General features: G+C 37.1%; 27 protein-coding genes and 1 riboswitch. Of the genes, 23 read left to right on the top strand and 4 right to left on the bottom strand.

Annotated features, from left to right (window positions below):
• Positions 1-114: 114 nt before the first annotated feature.
• The 12 genes from DZB84_RS11715 to lysA all read left to right on the top strand — a co-directional run bounded on the left by DZB84_RS11715 (position 115) and on the right by lysA (position 9,610).
• A complete protein-coding gene (locus DZB84_RS11715) occupies positions 115-1,278 on the top strand; it encodes a D-alanyl-D-alanine carboxypeptidase family protein (RefSeq protein WP_116352447.1) in 1,164 nt (387 codons plus the stop codon).
• A 189-nt stretch (positions 1,279-1,467) separates the two neighbouring features.
• Positions 1,468-1,818: an anti-sigma F factor antagonist gene (gene spoIIAA, locus DZB84_RS11710; RefSeq protein ID WP_116352446.1), complete on the top strand. Its 351-nt coding sequence runs from the start codon at positions 1,468-1,470 to the stop codon at positions 1,816-1,818.
• The gene (gene spoIIAB, locus DZB84_RS11705; protein ID WP_116352445.1) at positions 1,818-2,258 is read left to right on the top strand and encodes an anti-sigma F factor; all 441 of its coding nucleotides are present in this window, start codon (positions 1,818-1,820) and stop codon (positions 2,256-2,258) included. The genes spoIIAA and spoIIAB overlap by 1 nt, the downstream gene beginning before the upstream one ends.
• Positions 2,259-2,270: 12 nt before the next feature.
• Positions 2,271-3,029 (top strand): RNA polymerase sporulation sigma factor SigF, encoded by a 759-nt coding sequence (gene sigF, locus DZB84_RS11700; RefSeq protein WP_116352444.1) that lies wholly within the window; start codon positions 2,271-2,273, stop codon positions 3,027-3,029.
• Positions 3,030-3,149: 120 nt separating this feature from the next.
• Entirely contained in the window at positions 3,150-3,770 is a 621-nt protein-coding gene (locus DZB84_RS11695; protein WP_116352443.1) for a stage V sporulation protein AA, read from the top strand.
• On the top strand, positions 3,760-4,179 hold the full coding sequence (locus DZB84_RS11690) for a stage V sporulation protein AB (protein ID WP_116352442.1): 420 nt from the start codon (positions 3,760-3,762) through the stop codon (positions 4,177-4,179). The genes DZB84_RS11695 and DZB84_RS11690 overlap by 11 nt, the downstream gene beginning before the upstream one ends.
• 42 nt (positions 4,180-4,221) lie before the next feature.
• Positions 4,222-4,683, top strand: a complete 462-nt coding sequence (gene spoVAC, locus DZB84_RS11685; protein ID WP_116352441.1) for a stage V sporulation protein AC — start codon at positions 4,222-4,224, stop codon at positions 4,681-4,683.
• A gap of 18 nt (positions 4,684-4,701) precedes the next feature.
• Entirely contained in the window at positions 4,702-5,718 is a 1,017-nt protein-coding gene (gene spoVAD, locus DZB84_RS11680; RefSeq protein WP_116352440.1) for a stage V sporulation protein AD, read from the top strand.
• Positions 5,719-5,721: 3 nt separating this feature from the next.
• On the top strand, positions 5,722-6,072 hold the full coding sequence (spoVAE, locus tag DZB84_RS11675; protein WP_116352439.1) for a stage V sporulation protein AE: 351 nt from the start codon (positions 5,722-5,724) through the stop codon (positions 6,070-6,072).
• A 5-nt stretch (positions 6,073-6,077) separates the two neighbouring features.
• Entirely contained in the window at positions 6,078-6,686 is a 609-nt protein-coding gene (gene spoVAEA / locus DZB84_RS11670; RefSeq protein WP_116352438.1) for a stage V sporulation protein SpoVABEA, read from the top strand.
• On the top strand, positions 6,640-8,118 hold the full coding sequence (locus DZB84_RS11665) for a spore germination protein (RefSeq protein WP_116352437.1): 1,479 nt from the start codon (positions 6,640-6,642) through the stop codon (positions 8,116-8,118). The genes spoVAEA and DZB84_RS11665 overlap by 47 nt, the downstream gene beginning before the upstream one ends.
• Before the next feature lie 172 nt (positions 8,119-8,290).
• Positions 8,291-9,610: a diaminopimelate decarboxylase gene (lysA, locus tag DZB84_RS11660; RefSeq protein ID WP_116352436.1), complete on the top strand. Its 1,320-nt coding sequence runs from the start codon at positions 8,291-8,293 to the stop codon at positions 9,608-9,610.
• Positions 9,611-9,661: 51 nt separating this feature from the next.
• On the opposite strand, the gene DZB84_RS11655 is transcribed toward lysA, so the two are convergent.
• Entirely contained in the window at positions 9,662-10,531 is an 870-nt protein-coding gene (locus DZB84_RS11655; protein ID WP_116352435.1) for a DUF1002 domain-containing protein, read from the bottom strand.
• Positions 10,532-10,724: 193 nt separating this feature from the next.
• Here DZB84_RS11655 and DZB84_RS11650 point away from each other — a divergent pair, with 193 nt between their 5' ends.
• The 6 genes from DZB84_RS11650 (at position 10,725) to DZB84_RS11625 (ending at position 15,796) form a co-directional block, all read left to right on the top strand.
• The gene (locus tag DZB84_RS11650) at positions 10,725-11,159 is read left to right on the top strand and encodes a peptidylprolyl isomerase (RefSeq protein ID WP_116352434.1); all 435 of its coding nucleotides are present in this window, start codon (positions 10,725-10,727) and stop codon (positions 11,157-11,159) included.
• Positions 11,160-11,424: 265 nt separating this feature from the next.
• Positions 11,425-11,610: riboswitch (FMN riboswitch) on the top strand.
• A 155-nt stretch (positions 11,611-11,765) separates the two neighbouring features.
• Entirely contained in the window at positions 11,766-12,881 is a 1,116-nt protein-coding gene (ribD, locus tag DZB84_RS11645) for a bifunctional diaminohydroxyphosphoribosylaminopyrimidine deaminase/5-amino-6-(5-phosphoribosylamino)uracil reductase RibD (RefSeq protein WP_116352544.1), read from the top strand.
• Positions 12,882-12,891: 10 nt separating this feature from the next.
• Positions 12,892-13,548, top strand: a complete 657-nt coding sequence (gene ribE, locus DZB84_RS11640; RefSeq protein WP_116352433.1) for a riboflavin synthase — start codon at positions 12,892-12,894, stop codon at positions 13,546-13,548.
• A gap of 17 nt (positions 13,549-13,565) precedes the next feature.
• Positions 13,566-14,735, top strand: a complete 1,170-nt coding sequence (locus DZB84_RS11635; protein ID WP_116352432.1) for a bifunctional 3,4-dihydroxy-2-butanone-4-phosphate synthase/GTP cyclohydrolase II — start codon at positions 13,566-13,568, stop codon at positions 14,733-14,735.
• 37 nt (positions 14,736-14,772) lie between these two features.
• Complete coding sequence (gene ribH, locus DZB84_RS11630) at positions 14,773-15,240, top strand: 6,7-dimethyl-8-ribityllumazine synthase (protein WP_116352431.1); 468 nt, start codon at positions 14,773-14,775, stop codon at positions 15,238-15,240.
• A 178-nt stretch (positions 15,241-15,418) separates the two neighbouring features.
• The gene (locus DZB84_RS11625) at positions 15,419-15,796 is read left to right on the top strand and encodes a GNAT family N-acetyltransferase (protein WP_116352430.1); all 378 of its coding nucleotides are present in this window, start codon (positions 15,419-15,421) and stop codon (positions 15,794-15,796) included.
• Positions 15,797-15,807: 11 nt separating this feature from the next.
• Here the strand turns inward: DZB84_RS11625 and DZB84_RS11620 are convergent, their stop codons facing one another.
• Together DZB84_RS11620 and DZB84_RS11615 are read right to left on the bottom strand one after the other, a co-directional pair.
• The gene (locus DZB84_RS11620; RefSeq protein WP_116352429.1) at positions 15,808-16,338 is read right to left on the bottom strand and encodes a DUF309 domain-containing protein; all 531 of its coding nucleotides are present in this window, start codon (positions 16,336-16,338) and stop codon (positions 15,808-15,810) included.
• A 125-nt stretch (positions 16,339-16,463) separates the two neighbouring features.
• Complete coding sequence (locus DZB84_RS11615) at positions 16,464-16,553, bottom strand: YjcZ family sporulation protein (protein ID WP_116352428.1); 90 nt, start codon at positions 16,551-16,553, stop codon at positions 16,464-16,466.
• Between the two features lie 216 nt (positions 16,554-16,769).
• Here DZB84_RS11615 and DZB84_RS11610 point away from each other — a divergent pair, with 216 nt between their 5' ends.
• The 3 genes from DZB84_RS11610 (at position 16,770) to DZB84_RS11600 (ending at position 18,615) form a co-directional block, all read left to right on the top strand.
• A complete protein-coding gene (locus tag DZB84_RS11610; RefSeq protein WP_116352427.1) occupies positions 16,770-17,531 on the top strand; it encodes a segregation/condensation protein A in 762 nt (253 codons plus the stop codon).
• A gap of 2 nt (positions 17,532-17,533) precedes the next feature.
• Positions 17,534-18,124: an SMC-Scp complex subunit ScpB gene (scpB, locus tag DZB84_RS11605; protein ID WP_116352426.1), complete on the top strand. Its 591-nt coding sequence runs from the start codon at positions 17,534-17,536 to the stop codon at positions 18,122-18,124.
• 74 nt (positions 18,125-18,198) lie between these two features.
• Positions 18,199-18,615 carry a hypothetical protein gene (locus tag DZB84_RS11600; protein WP_116352425.1) on the top strand — a complete coding sequence of 139 codons (417 nt, stop codon included), beginning with the start codon at positions 18,199-18,201 and terminating at the stop codon, positions 18,613-18,615.
• Positions 18,616-18,659: 44 nt separating this feature from the next.
• Here the strand turns inward: DZB84_RS11600 and DZB84_RS11595 are convergent, their stop codons facing one another.
• On the bottom strand, positions 18,660-19,472 hold the full coding sequence (locus tag DZB84_RS11595) for a DUF2935 domain-containing protein (protein WP_116352424.1): 813 nt from the start codon (positions 19,470-19,472) through the stop codon (positions 18,660-18,662).
• 210 nt (positions 19,473-19,682) lie between these two features.
• On the opposite strand from DZB84_RS11595, the gene DZB84_RS11590 reads away from it, so the two are divergent.
• On the top strand, positions 19,683-20,558 hold the full coding sequence (locus DZB84_RS11590; protein WP_116352423.1) for a superoxide dismutase: 876 nt from the start codon (positions 19,683-19,685) through the stop codon (positions 20,556-20,558).
• A 165-nt stretch (positions 20,559-20,723) separates the two neighbouring features.
• Complete coding sequence (locus DZB84_RS11585; protein WP_116352422.1) at positions 20,724-21,869, top strand: D-alanyl-D-alanine carboxypeptidase family protein; 1,146 nt, start codon at positions 20,724-20,726, stop codon at positions 21,867-21,869.

Here is a 21,869-nt window from a genome sequence, read left to right as displayed (position 1 = left end):
ATGAAATATTCCTCGGATTTTTTTATGTCCTTTTACCTCAAAGGACCTTTTTTAAATGTATATTTTTTTATTTGTTGGAAAAAATGGGAAAGTATAAAGAATGGAGGGTTTGGGATGAAACGCGTATTTATTAGTCTGTTACTTTCAACAATTATGATTTTTACTATTAGCCCTTTCGCTTCTGCACAGGAATCGTCTGTTGATTTAGCGAATAATGCAAAATCTGCAATTTTAATTGAACGTGATACAGGGAAGATCCTTTACGAAAAAAATAGTGATGAAAAGCTTCCCCCAGCAAGCATGACGAAAATCATGACCATGCTGTTAATCATGGAAGCCCTTGATAAAGGTAGTATCACCTATTCTGAAAAAGTTAGAACAAGTGAGCATGCCGCATCAATGGGAGGATCACAAATATTCCTTGAGCCTGGCGAAGAAATGACAGTCGAGGAAATGTTAAAAGGGATTGCTATTGGTTCGGGCAATGATGCTTCAGTTGCCATGGCAGAAAAGATAGCAGGTTCAGAAGAAGCTTTTGTTGAAATGATGAATAATAAGGTGAAGGAATTAGGTCTTAAAAATACATTATTTCAAAATCCAACTGGCCTTCCTGCAGAAAATCATTACAGTTCTGCCCATGACATGGCAATCATGTCAAAGGAATTACTGAAATATGAAGAAGTGACTAAGTTCACTGGTAAATATGAGGATTATTTACGTCAAGATTCCGAAAATAAATTTTGGCTTGTAAATACCAATCGCCTTGTTCGCTTTTATCCAGGTGTAGATGGATTAAAAACAGGCTTTACAACAGAGGCAAAATATTGTTTAACAGCGACTGCTGAAAAAGAGGATATGCGATTAATATCTGTTATATTTGGAGCCCCAACACCGAAGGAACGCAATGCACAAGTAACAAAAATGCTCGACTTTGGTTTTAGTCAGTATAAGACACATCCTTTATATGAGCGTAATCAGCAAGTTGCTGAAGCGAAATTAAGTAAAGGAAGTGAAAAGAAAATTAAACTTGTTACATCTGAGCCTATTTCACTTTTAACGAAAAAAGGTGAAAAAGTTGATGATGTACAAAAAGAAGTGGTTGTTCATGAAAAGCTAAAAGCTCCGATAAAAAAAGGTGACAAAATTGGAAAACTCGTGATTAAAAAAGATGGAAAGGTTTTAAGTGAAAGCCCCCTTGTCGCAGAGAAAGACATCGATGCAGCGAGTTGGTGGAAATTATTTAAACGGACTATGGGAACGTTTAATAAAACTCCATAATTTTGTAAGGTTCTTGATGTCTAGTTCCAGCGCCGTCGGCCCTATGGTCATAAGCTAATCACCGAGAGACCTGCCCTTTGCGCATTTCAGTATTTTTTGCCGAATGAACACTAGTTTTGTCATCAAGAAGGATTCTTTCATGTGAATATCGAAAAGACTCTCTATACGATTTAAAGGAGGCATTGTAAAGTGAGTCTTGGAATTGAACTTGAGGTAAAACACAATGTGTTATGTATTAGGCTTACTGGTGAGCTAGACCATCATACAGCTGATGAATTGCGATTAAAGGTAACAGATACGATTGAAAGCAATCAAATTAATCACATCTTATTAAATCTTGAAAAGCTGACATTTATGGATAGCTCAGGATTAGGTGTTATTTTAGGAAGATACAAGCAAATCAAGAATCTAGGTGGAGAAATGGTTGTTTGTTCTATTTCCCCACAGGTCGAACGTTTATTTGAAATGTCTGGTCTTTTCAAAATCATTCGGTTAGAGCGTGATGAGTCTTTTGCGCTTCAGTCATTGGGGGTGGCGTAATGAAAAACGAAATGCACCTTCAATTTTCAGCACTTAGCCAAAATGAGTCATTTGCACGAGTTGCAGTAGCAGCGTTTATCACACAACTTGATCCAACCTTAGACGAACTAACTGAAATTAAGACAGTTGTTTCAGAGGCCGTAACAAACTCAATTATTCATGGATATGAAAGTGATCCAAGCGGGATTGTTTACATTTCATGCAAAATTGAAGACAGTACAGTCTATATCACTATAAGAGATGAAGGAATTGGAATTAACAATCTCGAGGAAGCTAGGCAGCCATTGTTTACAACAAAACCAGAGCTTGAGCGATCAGGTATGGGATTTACAATTATGGAAAATTTCATGGATGAGTTTGAAGTGGAAACAGGTTCATGCGTAGGTACAACATTACGGCTAACAAAGCATTTATCAAAGAGTAAAGCGTTATGCAATTAAGGAGACTTGCCAATGGATGTGGAGGTCAAGAACAACAATAGTGAAACGTATTTAAAGGACAACGAGGTTAAGAATTTAATCAAACTCAGCCAAGAAGGTCGACAAGAAGCACGTGATTTAATCGTTCAGAAGAACATGAGGTTAGTTTGGTCTGTTGTACAACGATTTTTAAATCGAGGCTATGAACCAGATGATTTGTTTCAAATAGGCTGCATTGGATTATTGAAGTCTGTCGATAAATTTGATTTATCCTATGATGTTAAATTTTCAACCTATGCTGTACCAATGATAATTGGTGAAATCCAGCGTTTTATTAGAGACGACGGAACGGTGAAGGTGAGTCGTTCATTAAAGGAGACCGGAAATAAAATCCGGAAAGCTAAGGATGAACTGTCAAAGCAGTTCGGTAGAGTTCCAACAATTGCGGAGATTGCGGAATACTTAGAAATCACTCCTGAGGATGTTGTTTTAGCCCAAGAGGCAAGTCGAGCACCTTCATCTATTCACGAAACCGTATATGAAAATGATGGTGATCCGATTACATTGCTTGATCAAATAGCGGATAATAATGAAACAAAGTGGTTTGATAAAATAGCACTAAAGGAAGCGATTCGCGAGTTGGATGAACGTGAGAGATTAATCGTTTTCCTGCGCTATTATAAGGATCAAACCCAATCAGAAGTTGCGACAAGGTTGGGGATATCGCAAGTACAAGTGTCGAGGCTTGAGAAAAAAATATTACAACAAATGAAAGACCGAATGGACGTATGATCCATTCGGTCTTTTTCGTTTACCGTGGTAATTATTGGTGTTTGCACTCCAGTCGCATTAGATAAATGAGATTTAACATACTACTTATATAAGGAAAACAATGTGTGGGGTGTGAAAGTGATGGAAAAATCAATTTATGTTCGAATGCGCCATCGCGTACTGGTACAACCCAATGCAACAATTACTATTGGTGAAATCATACAAATAAGTGCTGAGGACAGCATCGCACAAGCTATTAAAAAGATCATCATACATCAAGTAAGCAAAAAAGATAAAAATATTATTGTCATTGATGTCATGAAGGTGATTGAACAAATTAGAAGGCGATTTCCTCATGTTGACATTCAAACGGTTGGACCCGCACAAACCATCATTGAGGTAGCTATCAAGAAAAAACGGTTTGCACCTGCACTCTTTGTAGCTGTTTGGTTTCTATTATTCACAGGAGCTGCCCTTACAATGATGAATTTCCATGAAGATGTGTCAATGAGAGAGGTTCATCTGCGAATCTATACCATGATAACCGGTGACGTAGTTCCTAAACCATTGTTATTTCAAATTCCATATTCATTGGGTTTAGGTCTAGGGATGATTTTATTTTTCAATCACTTTTTCCGGAAACGTCTCAACGAAGAACCAAGTCCACTTGAAGTTGAAATGTTTAATTACCAGCAGGATTTAGATAATTATTTAATTTTAAATGAGAACAAAGAAAGTATGAAACACATTGATGACAATTAAAGTCCTTTTAATTATGTTTATTGGATTAGGAAGTGGGCTTGCTGTTGGAGGCGGTTTTGTAGCTTTTTTAGCAGTCTTAGGCATTATTCCACGGTTAACACAATTAACAAAAACAATGAAATTCATTCGTTATTATGAGTGGGGGGTTGTATTAGGTGCAGTATTTGGTGGTTGGTTTACTCTAAACGATCATATCTTTAATCTTTGGGAGGTTTTAGTACTTCCCGTTGGATTAGCAAGTGGGATATTCGTCGGCATGTTGGCAGCTGCCCTCACAGAGGTACTAAATGTTTTTCCAATATTAGCTAAACGCATTGGAATCGATAATAAAATCATTATTCTGGTTATGGCGATTGTTTTTGGAAAAATCGCCGGGTCATTATTTCAATGGATGTACTATGTAAAATGATTTTATTAAGGATAATTTTACAACGCAGGGAGTGAACAATGAGTGGCTACTAAGAAAAAGATAAAAGACGATTATAAAAATAGCATCAAAAAGTACCAACCCAAACCTAAGTATTTTATTAATTGCATAAAGGCATTTTTGGTTGGAGGTTTTATCTGCTGTATTGGACAAGGGATACAAAATTTCTATATGACAGTATTTGATTTTACGGAAAAAGATGTAGGAAATCCGACTGTCGCAACTCTTATCCTAATATCCTCCTTATTAACCGGGTTTGGTTTATATGACAAGCTTGGACAATTTGCTGGTGCAGGATCCGCGGTTCCTGTTACAGGATTTGCAAATTCGATGACTAGTGCCGCAATGGAATATAAAAGCGAAGGTGTCGTATTAGGAATTGCCACGAATATGTTTAAGCTCGCAGGCAGTGTTATTGTGTTTGGAGCAGTTTCTGCGTATATTGTTGGGATTATTCGTTATTTCTTTAATCTCACAATATCTTGATTGTAAGGAGTGAATGACATGAGGCTAGTTGGAAAACAAACATGGGTATTTGAAAATCAAATCTTTTTAAATTCAACGGGAACAGCGGTAGGACCAAAAGAAAGTTTAGGTCCTTTAGGTTCAAGTTTCGATATAAAGTATGATGATTTGCATTGTGGCGAAGATTCTTGGGAATCTGCCGAAAGAAGGCTTATGGTGGATTCGATTGATTCTTGTCTACAAAAAGTGAACTTGTCAAATGATGATATTGATTTCTTTTTAGCTGGCGACTTATTAAATCAAAATGTTACGACAAACTATGCTGCTAGACATCATCAAATCCCACTTATCTGTATGTTCGGAGCTTGTTCAACTTCTATGGAGACTCTTGCTGTTGGTTCAGCGCTTGTTGATGCTGGATTTGCAAACAGAATCTTAGCATCAACAAGTAGCCATAACGCCACAGCTGAAAGACAATTCCGATATCCAACCGAATATGGAGGGCAAAAGCCGGATACAGCAACCTTTACAGCAACAGGTGGTGGTACTGCTCTTGTGAGTAAAGAGAAGGGACCGATAAGGATTACTTCAGCGACAATAGGTAAAGTAGTTGACTTAGGAATAACAAATCCTTTTGACCTCGGTTCTGCAATGGCACCAGCAGCTGCTGATACAATTACTAGACATTTTCAGGATTTAAATATAAATCAAGATGAATATGACCTGATTGCTACTGGTGACCTCTCAGGTGTTGGAAGTCCAATTCTAAAGGAAATGGTAAAAGATGAAGGCTATGACCTGGGCAACAAACACAATGATTGTGGACTGATGCTTTACCACTCAGACCAAGAGGTATTTGCTGGGGGGAGTGGATGTGCTTGTTCAGCAATTGTTACGTATGGTCATATTGTTAAAGAACTAATTAGTGGCAATTTAAATAAGGTGTTTATTGTTGCAACAGGTGCACTTCTTAGCCCGACAATGATACAGCAAAAGGAAACCATCCCAACAATCGCACATGGTGTGGTGTTGGAACGTGTTCAAGGTGGTGAGTAGGTAATGGAATATTTATATGCTTTCTTAGTTGGTGGAGCGATATGTGTGGTTGGACAGCTTTTACTAGATTTTGCGAAATTAACACCCGCTCATGTGATGAGTGTTTTTGTCGTAGCAGGTAGTATTTTGGATGGATTTGATCTCTACGACAATTTAATCCGATTTGCAGGTGCTGGAGCAACAGTACCAATTACAAGCTTTGGTCACTCCCTTTTACACGGTGCGATGGAAAGTGCAGAGGAGCATGGATTTATTGGTATTGCAATGGGGATATTTGAATTAACTTCAGCTGGGATATCCTCAGCTATATTGTTCTCCTTCTTAGTTGCACTGATTTTCAGAGCGAAAGGATAAAATATATGGATGAAGCTAGAAGAAAAGTGATTCTAGTAACAGATGGCGATGAATATGCAAAAAAGACATTGGAATACATCGCGAAAGAAGTAGGAGGAAGATGTATTTCCAAATCACAAGGAAACCCAACAACTCTAACAGGAAAAGAAATGGTGGAGTACATTTTAGAGGCCCCTTACGACCCTGTATTTGTTATGTTCGATGATAGTGGATTGTTGGGCGAAGGAATGGGTGAACATGCATTAAAGTATGTCGCAAATCATCCAAAAATTGAAGTGTTAGGTGTTATTGCCGTGGCTTCGAAGACCCATCAAACTGAATGGGCAAAGGTTGACATAAATATTGACAGAGACGGTAATCTTACGGAATACGGGGTCGATAAAAGTGGGCTTCCTGAATATGACGTTGGTCGAATAAACGGAGATACGGTGTATTGTTTAGATTCACTAGATGTTCCAATAATTGTAGGAATGGGCGATATTGGAAAAATGGCACGTAAAGATGATATTAAAATTGGTGCCCCCATTACAAGAAAAGCAGTGGATCTAATACTCGAAAGGAGTGGTTATGATCGGAAAGGAACAGACTTCAACAAAGACTCCAATTTCTCCTGACATAGTTAAAAATGACAAATATTTCGAATCACGCATAGGTTTAGGAACTTCAAATTTTGATGTCGGTGTGAGAAGATTTAAGATTTTAAATAAGGAAGTCCATCTATATTATTTAAATGGTCTGTGCGACACGGCATTTATTATTCAAATTTTAGAGGAATTAGTAAATATCAATGATAATGAAAAGAATTCTTACCAGGCCTTTCAAATCATTGAGAATCGGCTGGTCCATCAGCAAGTAAGTACTATCAAGAATTTAGATGAGGCTGTTGATACGATCCTGTCAGGACTTATCCTCTTTCTAGTTGAAGGGGAGGATTCGGGGCTAGCAGTTGATGTACGTAGTTATCCAGGAAGAACACCTCAAGAGCCTGATACTGAAAAAGTTATTCGGGGTGCTCGAGATGGATATGTAGAAAATATAATCGTGAATTGTGCATTAACAAGAAGGCGGATAAGAGATGAGAGGCTCCGTAACGAGATTATGCAGGTCGGTGAGAGATCAAAAACAGATATTTGTGTCTCTTATATTCAGGATGTGGCCGACCCCGACTTAGTGAGGATCATTAAAAAGGAACTAAGCAAGATTAATGTAGATGGCCTAACAATGGCGGATAAAACAATTGAGGAATTTATCGTTCATCAAGGTTTTAATCCATATCCATTGGTTAGATATACAGAGCGTCCCGATGTTGCAGCAACTCACTTACTTGAGGGGCATGTTGTCATAATGGTAGATACCTCGCCAAGTGTTATTATCACTCCTACAACAATGTTCCATCATGTGCAGCATGCTGAAGAATATCGCCAAGCTCCTGCAGTTGGTACATTACTACGATGGACAAGGTTTATTGGGATAATAGCTTCTATTTTTCTTTTACCCCTTTGGTTTTTATTAGTTTTAGAACCGGATATGATTCCAAAGGCTATTGATTATATTGGACCAAATGAAAAGTCAAATATCCCAATTGTTGTCCAAATTTTCCTCGCGGATATGGGAATTGAGTTTTTAAGGATGGCGGCTATACATACGCCAACACCATTATCAACTGCGATGGGCTTAATTGCTGCAGCATTAATTGGTCAAATTGCAATTGATGTTGGATTGTTTGGACCAGAGGTAATCCTTTATGTAGCTATTGCAGCGGTCGGTACGTTTGCAACACCGAGCTATGAATTAAGTGCTGCTAATAAGATAGCAAGATTATTTTTATTGGTCCTAGTGGCTATATTTAAGGTGCCAGGATTTGTTATTGGCTGCACCATCTATTTCTTGTTCTTGGTAAATATCAGGTCCCTAAATACTCCATATTTGTGGCCGTTTTTACCATTTAACGCAAAAGCGTTATTACAAATTGTGATTCGGACTTCCGTACCAGGAGCAAAGTTAAGACCGAGTATTGTACACCCTCAAAAACCTTTCAAACAATAGTTGCACCATATAAAACGTTGTGTTAATCTATTTTCCATAGCACAGCGTTAAAGATATAATGACAGCTGATGACTATAAGTGATTAGCTGTCATTTTTCTTTGAAAAAGGCGGGAATGCACGTAATACTATTTTATCATAATGAGTACTCTATGAAGGAATGAGGGGAAATCAATGTTTTTGCATGGAACTAGTAAAGTAAATGAAAAAAACCACTTAGAAATTGGTGGGGTAGATACTGTAGAATTAGCAGAACAATATGGCACACCTTTATATGTGTATGATGTTGCACTTATCAGAGAACGTGCTAGAAGCTTTCGTGAAACATTTAAGCGTTTAAATATTCCTGCTCAGGTTGCATACGCGAGTAAAGCCTTTTCAACGATTGCAATGGTACAGTTGGCTCATGAGGAAGGGCTATCTTTAGATGTCGTTTCAGGCGGGGAACTCTTTACTGCCCTACAAGCAGGTTTTCCAGTAGAACGAATTCACTTCCATGGTAATAATAAAAGCTATGAAGAATTAGACATGGCTGTTAAAAATAACATTGGCTGTATTGTAGTTGATAATTTTTATGAACTATCGTTGTTAGAGCAGGTTTGTAATGAAAATAAAACAACGATGAAGATTTTATTAAGGGTAACACCTGGAGTGGAAGCACATACTCATGATTATATTACAACTGGTCAAGATGACTCTAAATTTGGCTTTGGACTCGAAAATGGACAGGCAGACCGAGCCGTCGAGCAGGCGCTTCATTCAGAATACTTAGAGTTATTAGGAATTCATTCTCATATTGGCTCTCAAATTTTTGAAACAACTGGATTTTTAGTGGCTGCTGGAAAAATGTTCGGAAAACTTAAAGACTGGAAGGATCGTTTCGAATTTGCACCTAAAGTATTAAATCTTGGCGGTGGCTTTGGGATTCGCTATACGGAAGAAGACAAGCCACTTCCAGTGTCAAACTATGTAGAAGCGATTATCGGTGAAGTTAAGAAGCATGCGGATGATCTTTCAATCGATATTCCTGAAATATGGATTGAGCCAGGTCGTTCAATTGTAGGTGACGCTGGAACAACGATTTATTCTGTTGGTTCACGAAAAGAAGTACCTAATATCCGTCAATATATCGCAATTGATGGGGGCATGACAGATAATATTAGACCAGCCTTATATCAAGCAAAATATGAAGCAGTATTAGCAAATCGTGTAGAGGATCCTGTTGAAGAGACTGTTTCTATTGCGGGGAAATGCTGTGAATCTGGCGATATGTTAATCTGGGACTTACCATTACCAAAAGCAGACTCAGATGATATGTTAGCTGTTTTCTGTACAGGTGCATATGGATATGCTATGGCCAATAATTATAACCGTATCCCAAGACCTGCAGTTGTATTTGTAGAGAATGGTGAGGCGCAGCTTGTCGTTCAACGTGAAAGTTATGAAGATTTAGTTAGATTAGATATTCCGCTAAAATCTAAGATAGTAGAATAAATTAAATCGTAAAAACCCACGAATATTCGTGGGTTTTTATTGTAATCTTCTTTATTTAAAAAGATTTTTAATGGCATCAATTAGGCTAACAAAAAATTCTTTAAGTTTATCTAAAAAGCCTTGCCCTTCTTCAGATTCTAAAAAGTTTGTTAGCTTCTCCTTAGCTAAATTTAGTTGTTCACCAACTTGATTCCAGTCAATATTAAGATCCATTAGCTTTTTAAAAAGGTCCATGAGGCGATCGATGTCGGCATCTGTTAATGTAATACCTAAGTCATTCGCAGCATTTACAATAATGGTCCGCAGTTCCTCATCGTTTTTCGGTGCGTTTTTTGCTATTTCATCCTTAATTTTTGCCATTAATGCCGCGGCATCTTCTGCACCAATTTTTTCACTTAATTTTGTAGTTTCAACCATTTCTTCATTGGCAATCTGCTTAACATCCTCTGGGATAACTTGATCTGAAGATATCTCGTAAGCTTTAATAATCCCTGTTAAGGCGGCTGTTCCAGAAACATCAAAAGGTCCTGTTACATAGATTTTTGCATCTTTCACACCAGCTGTAATTAATGCATTTGCGTACATTTCCTCTGTAATTAAAGTAATATGTTTTGAAATGGTTACATCCAGCCCAGAACCCTTTTCCCCAATTGTTATCGAAGCTGAGGATAATGCTTTGTTTCCGATTCTAGCTTTTGGTATATAGTTTCCAAGGTACTGATGTTCTTCCGCATTTGTAACAACGACAATCTGTGGATTCTCTGGTGCATTCATTTCTTTTAGAATTGCGTCTTTTTGTGTCTCGGTTAGGTCTTGACCAAGTGTAAGAATCACATCTCCAGGTGTTGCGTCTGCGAAGCTAAGTGATGGAAAAATGAGTGAAAACAAAAGTAAAAAAGAGAGTATACGTTTATATCTCAAACCAATTTCCTCCTTTGATTTTTAAAACAAGGTGAGTCATCGTACATATTATACATTATTCTTTCCCTAAAATATCTTTCTGACGGTGATGAATGAAAAACGCCTCCTCTTTAGATTGGATTATTCCAACCATTTATAGTAAAATGAACTCGTTCAATACATATGGACGAAAGAAATTAAGCGGAGGTTTCAAATGAAAAAAGCTAGCATTGAGTTTGAAAATGGAGAAAAAATTGTTATTGAGTTATATTCAAATGAAGCACCAGGAACTGTAGCGAATTTTGAAAAGCTTGCAAATGAAGGATTTTATAATGGCTTAACATTCCACCGTGTTATTCCTGGATTTGTTGCACAAGGTGGCTGCCCTCGTGGTAATGGAACAGGTGGTCCAGGGTATACAATTAAATGTGAAACAGAAGGTAACCCACATAAACATGTACCTGGAGCATTGTCTATGGCACACGCTGGAAAAGATACTGGTGGAAGCCAATTCTTTATTGTACATGAGTCACAGCCGCATTTAGACGGTGTGCACACTGTTTTCGGTCAAGTGATTGAGGGTTTAGAGTCTGTATACCGTATTAAACAAGGCGATGTCATGAAAGAAGTTAAAGTTTGGGAAGAGTAAGAAATGAGGCACAACAGGTCATTCTTGTTGTGTCTTTTTGTTTGTCCTATAATGAGTCTTGAGGTGACACTAAATGGGTAAAGGAAGATGGACAGTATTTTTTGTATTGCTATTCATTGCAATTGCTTGGGGAGTTATTTTCTGGTTGTTTATCGCGTAGTTTCCTATGTACACTAAAATACATATTTTGCATCGTAAAGCATTAAATTCGACAAACTAAGAGTACTTTATGTTATACTGATTTACATCGCTAAAAGAATAAAATATGTTCCTTCGGGGTTAGGTGAAATTCCTTACCGACGGTGATGAACAATTGTTCTAAGCCCGTGACCCATTTTATTATCAGCATTCTATTGTTGATAGGCTATATGCCATGAGATTTCATTTAAAATGGTGGACTTTGGTGAGAATCCAAGGCCGACAGTTAAAGTCTGGATGGGAGAAGGATGTTAGTACGGTATGTGAAAAAAATTGTCCATTATACCTTTATTTGTGATGGGCAAAAATACATATTCTGTTGCTTGAATAACATCGACCAGGACCCCGGATTGTTTTCCGAGGTCTTTTTTGTTTCGGAAATAAAGTAAGAACCCTTGTAATTTGTACATGATAAATAGAAAGGAGTGTAGATGGGTGAGAGATCAAGATTATATGAATTTAGCGATAAATGTTGCAAAAGCAGGTGTCGGTCAAACTACACCAAATCCTGTTGTAGGAGCAGTTGTTGTGAACGAAGGCAGAGTGGTTGGCATTGGTGCACATTTAAAAGCAGGTGAACCCCATGCGGAAGTCCATGCAATAACGATGGCTGGTGAGAAAGCCAAAAATGCAACGGTGTATGTAACATTGGAGCCTTGTAGTCACCATGGTAAAACTCCACCATGTGCTGATCTTTTAGTAAATAGCAATGTGAAAAGGGTAGTCATTGCAACGACTGATCCAAATCCACTCGTTGCTGGAAAGGGCATCGCTAAATTAAAAGCAGCGGGAATTGAAGTAGAAGTCGGAGTATGTAAGGAACAAGCAGATGCATTAAACGCTGTTTTTTATCATTTTTTAGATAAAAAACTTCCTTATGTAACCTTGAAATCTGCCATCACATTAGATGGAAAAATAGCAACAGTTACTGGTGAAAGTAAATGGATAACCGGTGAGGACGCTAGAAATGATGTCCATCTGTATAGAAGTATTCATGATTCAATTCTTGTTGGTGTTAATACAGTGCTTGTGGATAATCCAAGTTTAACAACAAGGCTTCCGAATGGAACAGGCAAAAATCCAATTCGAATCATCTTAGATTCAACCTTAAGAACACCCCTAGATTCGCAAGTTGTCAATGACGGCAAGGCAGAGACATGGATTATTGTTTCTAACCAAGTCAATGAAGAGCAAATGAATGAATTCTCCGATAAAAAGGGCGTTCGAATCATTCAATTGCAGGAGTCCAAAATTTTAGTTAACTCTATGCTTGCACGTCTAGCTGAAGAAGGGATATCTTCCATTTTTGTTGAAGGTGGAGCAGAAGTGAATGGCAGCTTTTTAAAGGAAAAGGCAATTAACCAAGTCATTGTCTACCTTGCACCCAAATTAGTAGGTGGAAAACTAGCTCCAACTTCTATTGGTGGTACTGGAATTGAATCTATTGATGATGCATTACAATTAACCATTAAATCCGTGGAACAGCTCGGAGAAGATATTAAAATCGTAGCAGAACCGAGATAGAGGTGAAAAAATGTTTACAGGGATTGTAGAAGAAATCGGGAAAGTAAAAGCGATAAATGGTTCACAGGATTCCATTGAAATGGTGATCCAAGCTAAAAAGATTCTCGAGGATGTAAACTTAGGCGATAGTATTTCGGTCAATGGAGTTTGTTTAACTGTAACGGAATTTACTTCTGATGGTTTCACTGTTGATGTGATGCCAGAGACGGTGAAATCAACTTCTTTACGAGATTTAGAGCGAAATCATGCTGTCAATCTAGAAAGAGCAATGACTGCAGGTGGACGTTTTGGAGGGCATATCGTTTCAGGTCATGTAGATGGTATCGGAAAGATCGTTCGAAAAGAACCAAAAGGAAATGCCGTGTACTATGAAATTGAAATACCTGAAGAGCTTGTTGAGTTTATGATATATAAAGGATCGGTTGCAGTAGACGGGACGAGTTTAACGATTTTCGGTCTTACAGGAAATACATTTACGCTCTCTTTGATCCCACATACATTATCAGAAACGATTTTACGTAATAAAGGTGTAGGAGACATTGTTAACATTGAGTGTGACATGCTCGGGAAGTACGTTAGCCAGTTCATGAAACGATCTTTTAATCATGAAAAAGTAACGAAATCAAAGATTACCGCTAGCTTTTTAGAAGAACATGGATTTAAATAAAAAAGGGGGGGACGACAATGTTTGATCCAATTGAAGATGCTCTTGCCGACCTAAAACAAGGAAAAGTAATCATTGTGTGTGACGATGAAGATCGTGAAAATGAAGGAGATTTTATAGCAATTGCTGAAAAAGCAACCCCAGATATCATTAATTTTATGATCACGCATGGCCGTGGACTTGTATGTACGCCTATTTCAAAGTCGTTAGCTAAAAAATTAGATCTTGATCCAATGGTTTTGCATAATACAGACCCACATGGCACTGCCTTTACAGTGAGTATTGATCATAAAACGACAACAACAGGGATAAGTGCTATCGAACGATCAACAACAATAATGGAGCTGCTTAACCCACAATCAAAAGCGTCAGATTTCAAAAGACCTGGTCATGTCTTTCCTTTAATTGCAAAGGAAGGGGGGGTTCTCCGCAGGGCAGGTCATACAGAAGCTGCTGTAGACTTAGCGACTTTATGTGGGTCAGAACCTGCTGGGGTGATCTGTGAAATTGTGAAAGAGGACGGAACCATGGCAAGGGTTCATGATTTGCGAAAAATTGCAGATGAATTCAACCTAAAAATGATTACGATTGAAGAATTAATTCGTTATCGGAATCAAAAGGAAAAGCTTGTAAAAAGAGAAGTTGAGGTTTCATTACCAACTGAATATGGTGATTTCAAAGCAATTGGATACTCAAGTCTTGTTGATGGAAAAGAACATGTTGCACTTGTTAAAGGTGAGATTAAAGAAACAGAACCAATGCTGGTAAGAGTACATTCAGCATGTTTAACTGGAGATGTATTCGGATCAAAACAATGCAAATGCGGATCACAGCTTCATGCGGCATTACAACAAATAAAGCAAGCGGAGTCAGGTGTACTTTTATATATGCGTCAAGAAAGTAAGGACGATGGTTTAATAAACAAAATGCGTGCCTATCAACGTAAAGTAGAAGGGCAAGAAACAGACGAAATAAATAAAAATCCTGGAGTTTTACCTGAATTAAGGGATTATGGAATTGGAGCTCAAATCCTTAGGGATTTAGGGATTAAAAAAATGAAGCTTTTAACGAATAACCCTAGAAAAATAACTGGTCTTGAGGGATATGGATTAGAAGTTGTCGATCGGATTCCATTTGAGTTGGAAGGAAAAAACAGAAATAAAAATGTAGGCCATATACTACATTTTTAAAAAAATGAACAATAACTGATAACATAGGAGGCAAATGATGAATAAAATTTATGAAGGACATTTAGTTGGAACAGGTTTAAGAGTAGGGATTGTAGTTGCGCGTTTTAATGAATTCATCACAGCAAAATTATTAAGCGGCTCACTCGATGCACTCAAGAGACATGGAGTTGCAGATGAGGATGTTGAAATTGCTTGGGTTCCGGGTGCATTTGAAATCCCTTTAATAGCTAAAAAGATGGCTGATTCAAGTAAATATGATGCTGTAATTGCGTTAGGTACTGTCATTAGAGGCTCTACTTCCCACTATGATTTTGTTTGTAACGAAGTCGCAAAAGGATTGGCCGCAACTGCATTAGCGACTGGAAAACCAGTCATGTTTGGCGTTTTAACAACTGATACAATTGAACAAGCAATCGAAAGAGCGGGAACCAAAGCAGGAAATAAAGGATGGGATTCTGCTGTATCTGCAATTGAAATGGCGAATTTAGCACGTTCATTTGAATAATTCACGAAAATTTGTATGGAATTGGAAGGTTTTGGATATAATTTAAATTTAAGGGTATTCCAAAAAGACTATGGAAAAATAACTGGGATAATGGTACTCTTAATAAATGTATTAGGGTTAGTCCAAAAGTAGTAATGGATATACTATTTGGAAAGTTTTTCGATAATGAGGGATTTATATGTTAATTCGTTATAAAAAGAATTATGAGAAAATCGCAATGGGGCTTCTTTCATTTATGCCGACCGAAAAGGACCTAAAGAACCTGCAAGCAACAATGAAGCAATATGAAGAAGATGATACACAGCAGCTATTCTTATGGAAAGAAGAAGATATTGTCGGAATTATCGGAACAACAATCCATGACGGGAATCTTGTAGAAATTCAACATATCTGCGTAAATCCATCCCATCGCTATCAAGGTATTGGAAAAAAGATGGTAAAGGCGCTAAAAGAGCATTTTCCGGATCGTGAGTTACGACCAAATGAACATACTGCAGCATTTTTTGAGAAATGTGATTTTTCAGAGGATGAAAAATGTGAAGAGGGACAGTCATAAGACTGTCCTTTTTAATTTCTGTTTCGATTTTTCTGCTTTAAAAGGAATTGTTTTTCCCGTTCGGTAATTATCTCGCTTCTGTCTCGTAATCTGTGTTTATGGATTATTTCCTTATTTGAAAGATCACTTTCTTTCCCCCATGATTTTCCTGATTTAGTAGCCTGGTATTTACAGGTTGCAAGGAGATTTTTATCGGTTAAAGGTAAGTTTATACTTTCATAGGGAGTGCCGTTTTCAATCTCATAAAATTTCTTTTGTAAAAGTTCAATTAGTTCATCAGCTTGAAATCCTAACTTTACCAACTCGGATTTCTGCTCTTTACAAATCTTTAGTGCACTCTTCATCATTTTGAGGGCACCTGCTCTATTCCCACGGCGATAGTGATAAAATGACACGGCAATTTGAATTAAACCTACCCAATATTTCTTTCTTTCAGGAACATGATCTTCTTTCCAATGTTCTTCCAAAACCTCATGGCATTCAAAATAGTCCCGTTCACAGTGGAAATGAATTAAATATTCAATAAATGCTTGTGGATACAAGGGTAATCACACATCCTTTTAACACTATGTAAGTGTAGTTTAACATATTCATTGTATCCATTACATGGAAAAAATAAAGTGTTCAGCAAAATGCTGAACACTTTATCGTCATTTTCAGTGATTAATTAAAACCAAGCTGCACCAACGATAACTAAAAGAATAAACAATACTACGATTAAGGCAAATCCGCCTCCAAAAAAGTATCCACCACTCATTTAAAATACCTCCTTAAGTTTCTTGGTTACACAGTTATAGTATGACTTTTATGATTACTTGTGTGGGCGGGTGTCCTTATTCACGCTCATTTTTTAAAAATATTTGGTGTAAATATCCAAAATCCAGATATGGCTTGAATGGTTAATATGTTCTATACTAATACTTGTGTTAAAATATAAGAATATGAATATGTCAAGAAGGGTATTTTTGGTGAGATGAGCGTGGACTTACATTACAGCGTAAAAATTGACTCTTTTGAAGGTCCATTAGACCTTCTTTTACATTTAATCAATCGATTAGAAATTGATATTTACGATATACCAGTTGCGGAAATTACAGAACAATACTTAATGTATATACATGCAATGAAAGTGTTACAATTAGATATTGCAAGTGAATACCTTGTTATGGCCGCGACACTATTAGCAATAAAAAGTAAAATGTTGCTTCCAAAACAAGAAGAGGAGCTTTTCGATGGTGACTCAGAGTTTGATTATGAAGAGGATCCGCGTGAAGACCTGATGAACCGACTGATTGAATATCGTAAATATAAAAATGCTGCAGAAGATCTGAAGCATCTAGAAGAAGAGCGTTCCCAATTGTTTACAAAGCCTCCAAGTGATTTAAGTGAATTCACGAAGGATGTCTCCAACAATTATTCGTTAGATGTCAATCTCTATGACATGCTTGGAGCTTTTCAAAAGCTTATGCGTCGTAAAAAATTGCAGAAGCCTTTATCAACAAGAATTACAAGACAAGAAATACCCATCGAAAAAAGGATGGAAGAAATTATTAATGAATTAAAGGGCTACCGTGGAAAAAAGAAATTCACAGAGCTTTTTCCATATCATGATAAAAACCATATTGTTGTGACATTCCTTGCACTTCTTGAATTAATGAAGAAAAATGCTGTATTTATTGAACAGCAGAACAATTTTTCAGAAATTTATATATCGAGTATGGAAAGGGATTTTTAGTAATGAAATTAGTTGATTGGAAAGCCATTGTCGAAGGGTTGCTGTTTGCAGCCGGAGACGAAGGGTTGACATTAAAACAAATGGCAATGGTTTTAGAAATAAGTGAGAGCACTGTTTTGGACATTGTAGGAGAATTAAAAAACGATTATAGTAAAACTGGTCGGGGCATAAATCTAGTTGAGGTTGCTGGTACTTATCAACTAACGACAAAAAAAGAACATGCCGGTTATTTGAAAAAACTAGTAGAATCACCCACTTCGACCTCATTATCACAGGCTGCATTAGAGACACTTGCGATCATTGCTTATCGTCAGCCAATTACTCGTGCAGAAATCGAAGAAATTCGTGGGGTGAAGACGGAAAGACCGATCCATACCTTAATGGCAAAAGTTTTGATTAAAGAGGTCGGGCGTGTTGAAGGTACAGGAAGAGCTATTTTATATGGCACAACGAAAGATTTCTTAGAGTATTTTGGATTAAAGACATTGGAAGAATTGCCTCCACTTCCTGAAAAAATAGATGAACAGTACGTTCAGGAGGAGGCAGACCTCTTCTTTGAAAGATTTCAAGAAACGATAGAAGATTCAAATTAGTTCACCTTCACTATGCTATATATGGTAATATGTAGATAATCTAGTTGGAAAATCGTGGCGAGTGGGGTGGAAATGTGTTAATTAAACAATGTAGTGGATTTGAACTTGAAAAAACGTTAAAAAATACGTTTGAGGACTTTTTTAACCAATCTGAAGTAACATATATGGTAGATGGAGAGGAAAGAACTTTACAGATACTTTATTTGCGTTATTTCGAAGAACAATTTACATCATTTACTCCTTTTACCGAAGACCCAGTTTATAAAATTGATGCAAATGATGTTTACTTCAAAGATCTTGTAGCTCTAGTTTGCTTGCTTAAGAATCCTGAGTATCGTCATCGTAAACGTGTATATTTAAATGAGCAAAACCAATTTGAAGAACATTTTAAAGGGCTTCATTTTGATAGACTAAAAGAAATCTTTACACATCTCCATCACAAAAATGGCTATGAATTAAAATCACCAATAGAATTTATTCAACAAACATAAAAATCGAACCCCAATTGAAGAATTTACGCAATTGGGGTTTTCTTTTATTCTTGAACACGAGGCTTTGTCGGGTCACAATTATGTGGATTGGTCTCTTTTGTGGCTTGCGCTAATTTGATTAAATAATAGCATTCCTCCCTTGCCATATGGTCGGCCATGAGGGGAGTAAGGACCCCTAAAATTTCTTTATTTAATTCCATTTCTTCCAATTCTTCCAAGAAGCCTTTAAAGATTTTCATTTCGATTTCTACATCATTATTAAATCGGGAAAGTGCAGGGAATTCATATTGACTTGTACGTAAAAAACCAACCATTTCAACGGCTTTTAAGTAAAATTCTTCCCATTCCTTTACGAATTTCTCGCTCTTTTGAATTAATTCTTTTTCAACTCTGTCTAGGTTCGATACAATTCCACCTGCATGTCCGGCGGCATCTAAAAGCCAAATAAGGTGGTGATGAAGTGCATGTGTATATGGTACATTTTTACCTTCGACTAAAAAGCTAGATACACGTAACCATTCCTCTAATTCATTGACCATATGATTAATAAAAGAAGGAGAAAGACTGATTTTTACTTTCCCGACTAACTGATTTTTAATAATATCTAATTTTAACTTGCGAAGTTGTTCTGCGGCAGTTCTTCCCTTTTGGATAATGGTAGTCATTTGATTTGGTTGTAAGGGTTCTCTTGTTGAATCCAATAAACGATCAAATACGGTGATAAATTGTTGTGATTTTGTAATTCTTTCTTTTTCACTCGGTGCCAAAGAATCGTGTATAAATCGACTATGGTCACCTAGAACCTGCATCCAAAACTGAGTTTCAAATAAGGCTTCCTCCTGAAATGAACGATTCACTTTTTCATACCTCCCAATATATATCCATACGTAACGAAACAAACGGCTTTCCAATTCAAATAAAAATAGGCATTCGCCAAGTTTTCTACAGTATCTGTATGTAGAAAAGGAATGATGGGTGAATCATCCTGTTTTAATTCTTTATGTGTAAGTCACGAAAATGGGGTAAACGCATACGATATTGACGATTAAAAACGAGGGAGGATTAGGATGGGAACCCCTGAAAAGTATGTGGAAGATGTGAAGAGTTGGTTTTTGGAATTGAAAAGACAATTTGAAAATGAACGGAATGAAAACCTTCAATTGGAACTATTAAAGTTTTCAAATATCCTTGATGCAGTTGGCAAGGGAACGCCAACTAATGTACTAGAATTGCAGGCTGAGGTAGAGAACCTTTATCGTACTAGTTTACGATTTGCAGAACAAGTTGATGAAAATGAGGATTTACAAGAGACAAGAAGAGTGGGAATTGGACAGCATAGATTGCCACCGCTCCCATATGAATATGATGCATTAGAGCCTTATATCTCTAGGGAGATCATGATACTCCATCATGATAAGCATCATAAGAGCTATGTGGACGGTTTAAACAAGGCTGAGAAAATGATGGAAAAGGCTCGTGACACTGGTGATTATGACTTACTGAAGCATTGGGAAAGAGAAGCTGCATTTCATGGTTCAGGACATTATTTGCATACGATTTTTTGGAATGTGATGAAGCCAAAGGGTGGAGGAATGCCAGGTCGCGAATTACTACGCCAGATTAATAGGGATTTTGGCAGCTTTGAAGTCTTTAAGAGACATTTCAGTGAATCTGCAAATAAGGTGGAAGGCGTAGGTTGGGCTATATTAGTATGGTCACCAAGGGCTTGTCACTTAGAAATCCTACAGGCGGAACGTCATCAATTTTTGACCCAGTGGGATACAATTCCACTACTTGTTCTAGATGTTTGGGAACATGCCTATTATCTTCAGTATAAAAATGTTCGTGCAGACTATGTGAAAAATTGGTGGAATATCATAAATTGGGATGAAGTTGAACACCGATTTAATGAAGCATCAAAACTTCAATGGAAGCAATATTAACAACTTTTTTGTGTACTGACCTGGCCTTGGTCAGTTTTTTTGTGACCAGTTTTTGGTGTCTAGTTCCAGGGCCTAGCGTTTTTCGTAGTTTGTACATATTTTATTCATATAGGTGGACATGTTCTGCATACACTTTTACAAAACGGCAAAAGGGACGGGGATCGAATGACATTATTCCGCAAAAGATTTATTACACTTATCATCATTGTTATGATTCTCATAGGCTTCCTTCCTCAAAAAGCGAGTGCACTTACTGTTAGCGCAAAAGGTGCGATCTTAATAGAGCAAGAGTCTGGTAGAATTTTGTTTGAAAAAAATGCCCATCAACGAATGAGAATTGCTAGTATAACAAAAATCATGACGGCCATTATCGCCATTGAATCAGGAAAACTGAATGAAATGGTAAAAGTAAGTAATAAAGCAGTGCGTACAGAAGGTTCTTCTTTATACCTGAAACCAAACGAGCAAATAAAGCTTGAAGATTTGGTCTATGGACTAATGTTACGTTCAGGTAATGATTCTGCAGTAGCTATTGCTGAACATGTAGGTGGTAGTGTAGAAGGCTTTGTTTTTATGATGAATCAAAAGGCAGCAGAAATAGGTATGCAAAATACAGAATTTGCAAACCCCCATGGATTGGATGATCATGAAAATCATTTTTCATCGGCATACGATATGGCGATTTTAACAAGATATGCGATGATGAATGAAAAATATAGGGAGATTGCCGGTACAAAAGTACACCGCGCACCGAATCCGACTGAAAAGTGGGATCGAGTTTGGAGAAATAAAAATAAGCTTTTAACAAAGCTTTATCCATATAGCACAGGAGGGAAAACAGGATATACAAAGCGTGCAAAACGTACCTTAGTCTCAACAGCTTCAAAGGATGGAATTGATTTAATTGCTGTCACAATTAATGCTTCTGATGACTGGAATGATCATATGAATATGTTTAACGGAGCATTTGAAAGGTATGAATTAGTTAAGGTTGTAGAGGAAGGTTATCTGCAAACAGACAGCAGTTTTTATAAAGGTAAAGTGTTTGTCGATCATGATTTTATGTATCCCTTGACCTCAGAAGAGAAAAAAGAGATTAAGATTGATGTTGAATTGCTTGAACCTGAAAATCGGGAATGGCGGAAACCAGAAAATGTCCCTGATATAGTGGGTACACTTACTGTTAATCTTGGTGATAAGACAATAGAGGAAATGCCTATCTATTTTGATAATGGCAATGTAGACAGACCAAAGATAACATTTTGGGAAACAGTGAAAAGTATTTTTTTAGTAATTTTAGGGGTTAAATGA

Origin of the sequence: Bacillus sp. HNG (assembly GCF_003400205.1) — a bacterium.
GTDB lineage: Bacteria > Bacillota > Bacilli > Bacillales > Bacillaceae_L > Ferdinandcohnia.
The sequence above is the reverse complement of the archived record's forward strand: the minus strand, read 5'-3'. Positions and strand labels throughout refer to the sequence as shown.

What these genes read in the sequence shown, in the direction of transcription:
- DZB84_RS11715 (WP_116352447.1), top strand. Translation starts at nt 115, where the DNA reads ATGAAACGCGTATTTATTAGTCTGTTACTTTCAACAATTATGATTTTT.
- DZB84_RS11615 (WP_116352428.1), bottom strand. Translation starts at nt 16,553, where the DNA reads ATGAGTGGTGGATACTTTTTTGGAGGCGGATTTGCCTTAATCGTAGTA.
- DZB84_RS11610 (WP_116352427.1), top strand. Translation starts at nt 16,770, where the DNA reads ATGAGCGTGGACTTACATTACAGCGTAAAAATTGACTCTTTTGAAGGT.
- ribH (WP_116352431.1), top strand. Translation starts at nt 14,773, where the DNA reads ATGAATAAAATTTATGAAGGACATTTAGTTGGAACAGGTTTAAGAGTA.
- DZB84_RS11650 (WP_116352434.1), top strand. Translation starts at nt 10,725, where the DNA reads ATGAAAAAAGCTAGCATTGAGTTTGAAAATGGAGAAAAAATTGTTATT.
- sigF (WP_116352444.1), top strand. Translation starts at nt 2,271, where the DNA reads ATGGATGTGGAGGTCAAGAACAACAATAGTGAAACGTATTTAAAGGAC.
- spoIIAB (WP_116352445.1), top strand. Translation starts at nt 1,818, where the DNA reads ATGAAAAACGAAATGCACCTTCAATTTTCAGCACTTAGCCAAAATGAG.
- DZB84_RS11625 (WP_116352430.1), top strand. Translation starts at nt 15,419, where the DNA reads ATGTTAATTCGTTATAAAAAGAATTATGAGAAAATCGCAATGGGGCTT.
- DZB84_RS11695 (WP_116352443.1), top strand. Translation starts at nt 3,150, where the DNA reads ATGGAAAAATCAATTTATGTTCGAATGCGCCATCGCGTACTGGTACAA.
- spoVAD (WP_116352440.1), top strand. Translation starts at nt 4,702, where the DNA reads ATGAGGCTAGTTGGAAAACAAACATGGGTATTTGAAAATCAAATCTTT.
- ribE (WP_116352433.1), top strand. Translation starts at nt 12,892, where the DNA reads ATGTTTACAGGGATTGTAGAAGAAATCGGGAAAGTAAAAGCGATAAAT.
- DZB84_RS11585 (WP_116352422.1), top strand. Translation starts at nt 20,724, where the DNA reads ATGACATTATTCCGCAAAAGATTTATTACACTTATCATCATTGTTATG.
- DZB84_RS11690 (WP_116352442.1), top strand. Translation starts at nt 3,760, where the DNA reads ATGACAATTAAAGTCCTTTTAATTATGTTTATTGGATTAGGAAGTGGG.
- DZB84_RS11665 (WP_116352437.1), top strand. Translation starts at nt 6,640, where the DNA reads ATGATCGGAAAGGAACAGACTTCAACAAAGACTCCAATTTCTCCTGAC.
- lysA (WP_116352436.1), top strand. Translation starts at nt 8,291, where the DNA reads ATGTTTTTGCATGGAACTAGTAAAGTAAATGAAAAAAACCACTTAGAA.
- spoVAE (WP_116352439.1), top strand. Translation starts at nt 5,722, where the DNA reads ATGGAATATTTATATGCTTTCTTAGTTGGTGGAGCGATATGTGTGGTT.
- ribD (WP_116352544.1), top strand. Translation starts at nt 11,766, where the DNA reads ATGATAAATAGAAAGGAGTGTAGATGGGTGAGAGATCAAGATTATATG.
- DZB84_RS11590 (WP_116352423.1), top strand. Translation starts at nt 19,683, where the DNA reads ATGGGAACCCCTGAAAAGTATGTGGAAGATGTGAAGAGTTGGTTTTTG.
- spoVAEA (WP_116352438.1), top strand. Translation starts at nt 6,078, where the DNA reads ATGGATGAAGCTAGAAGAAAAGTGATTCTAGTAACAGATGGCGATGAA.
- DZB84_RS11635 (WP_116352432.1), top strand. Translation starts at nt 13,566, where the DNA reads ATGTTTGATCCAATTGAAGATGCTCTTGCCGACCTAAAACAAGGAAAA.
- scpB (WP_116352426.1), top strand. Translation starts at nt 17,534, where the DNA reads ATGAAATTAGTTGATTGGAAAGCCATTGTCGAAGGGTTGCTGTTTGCA.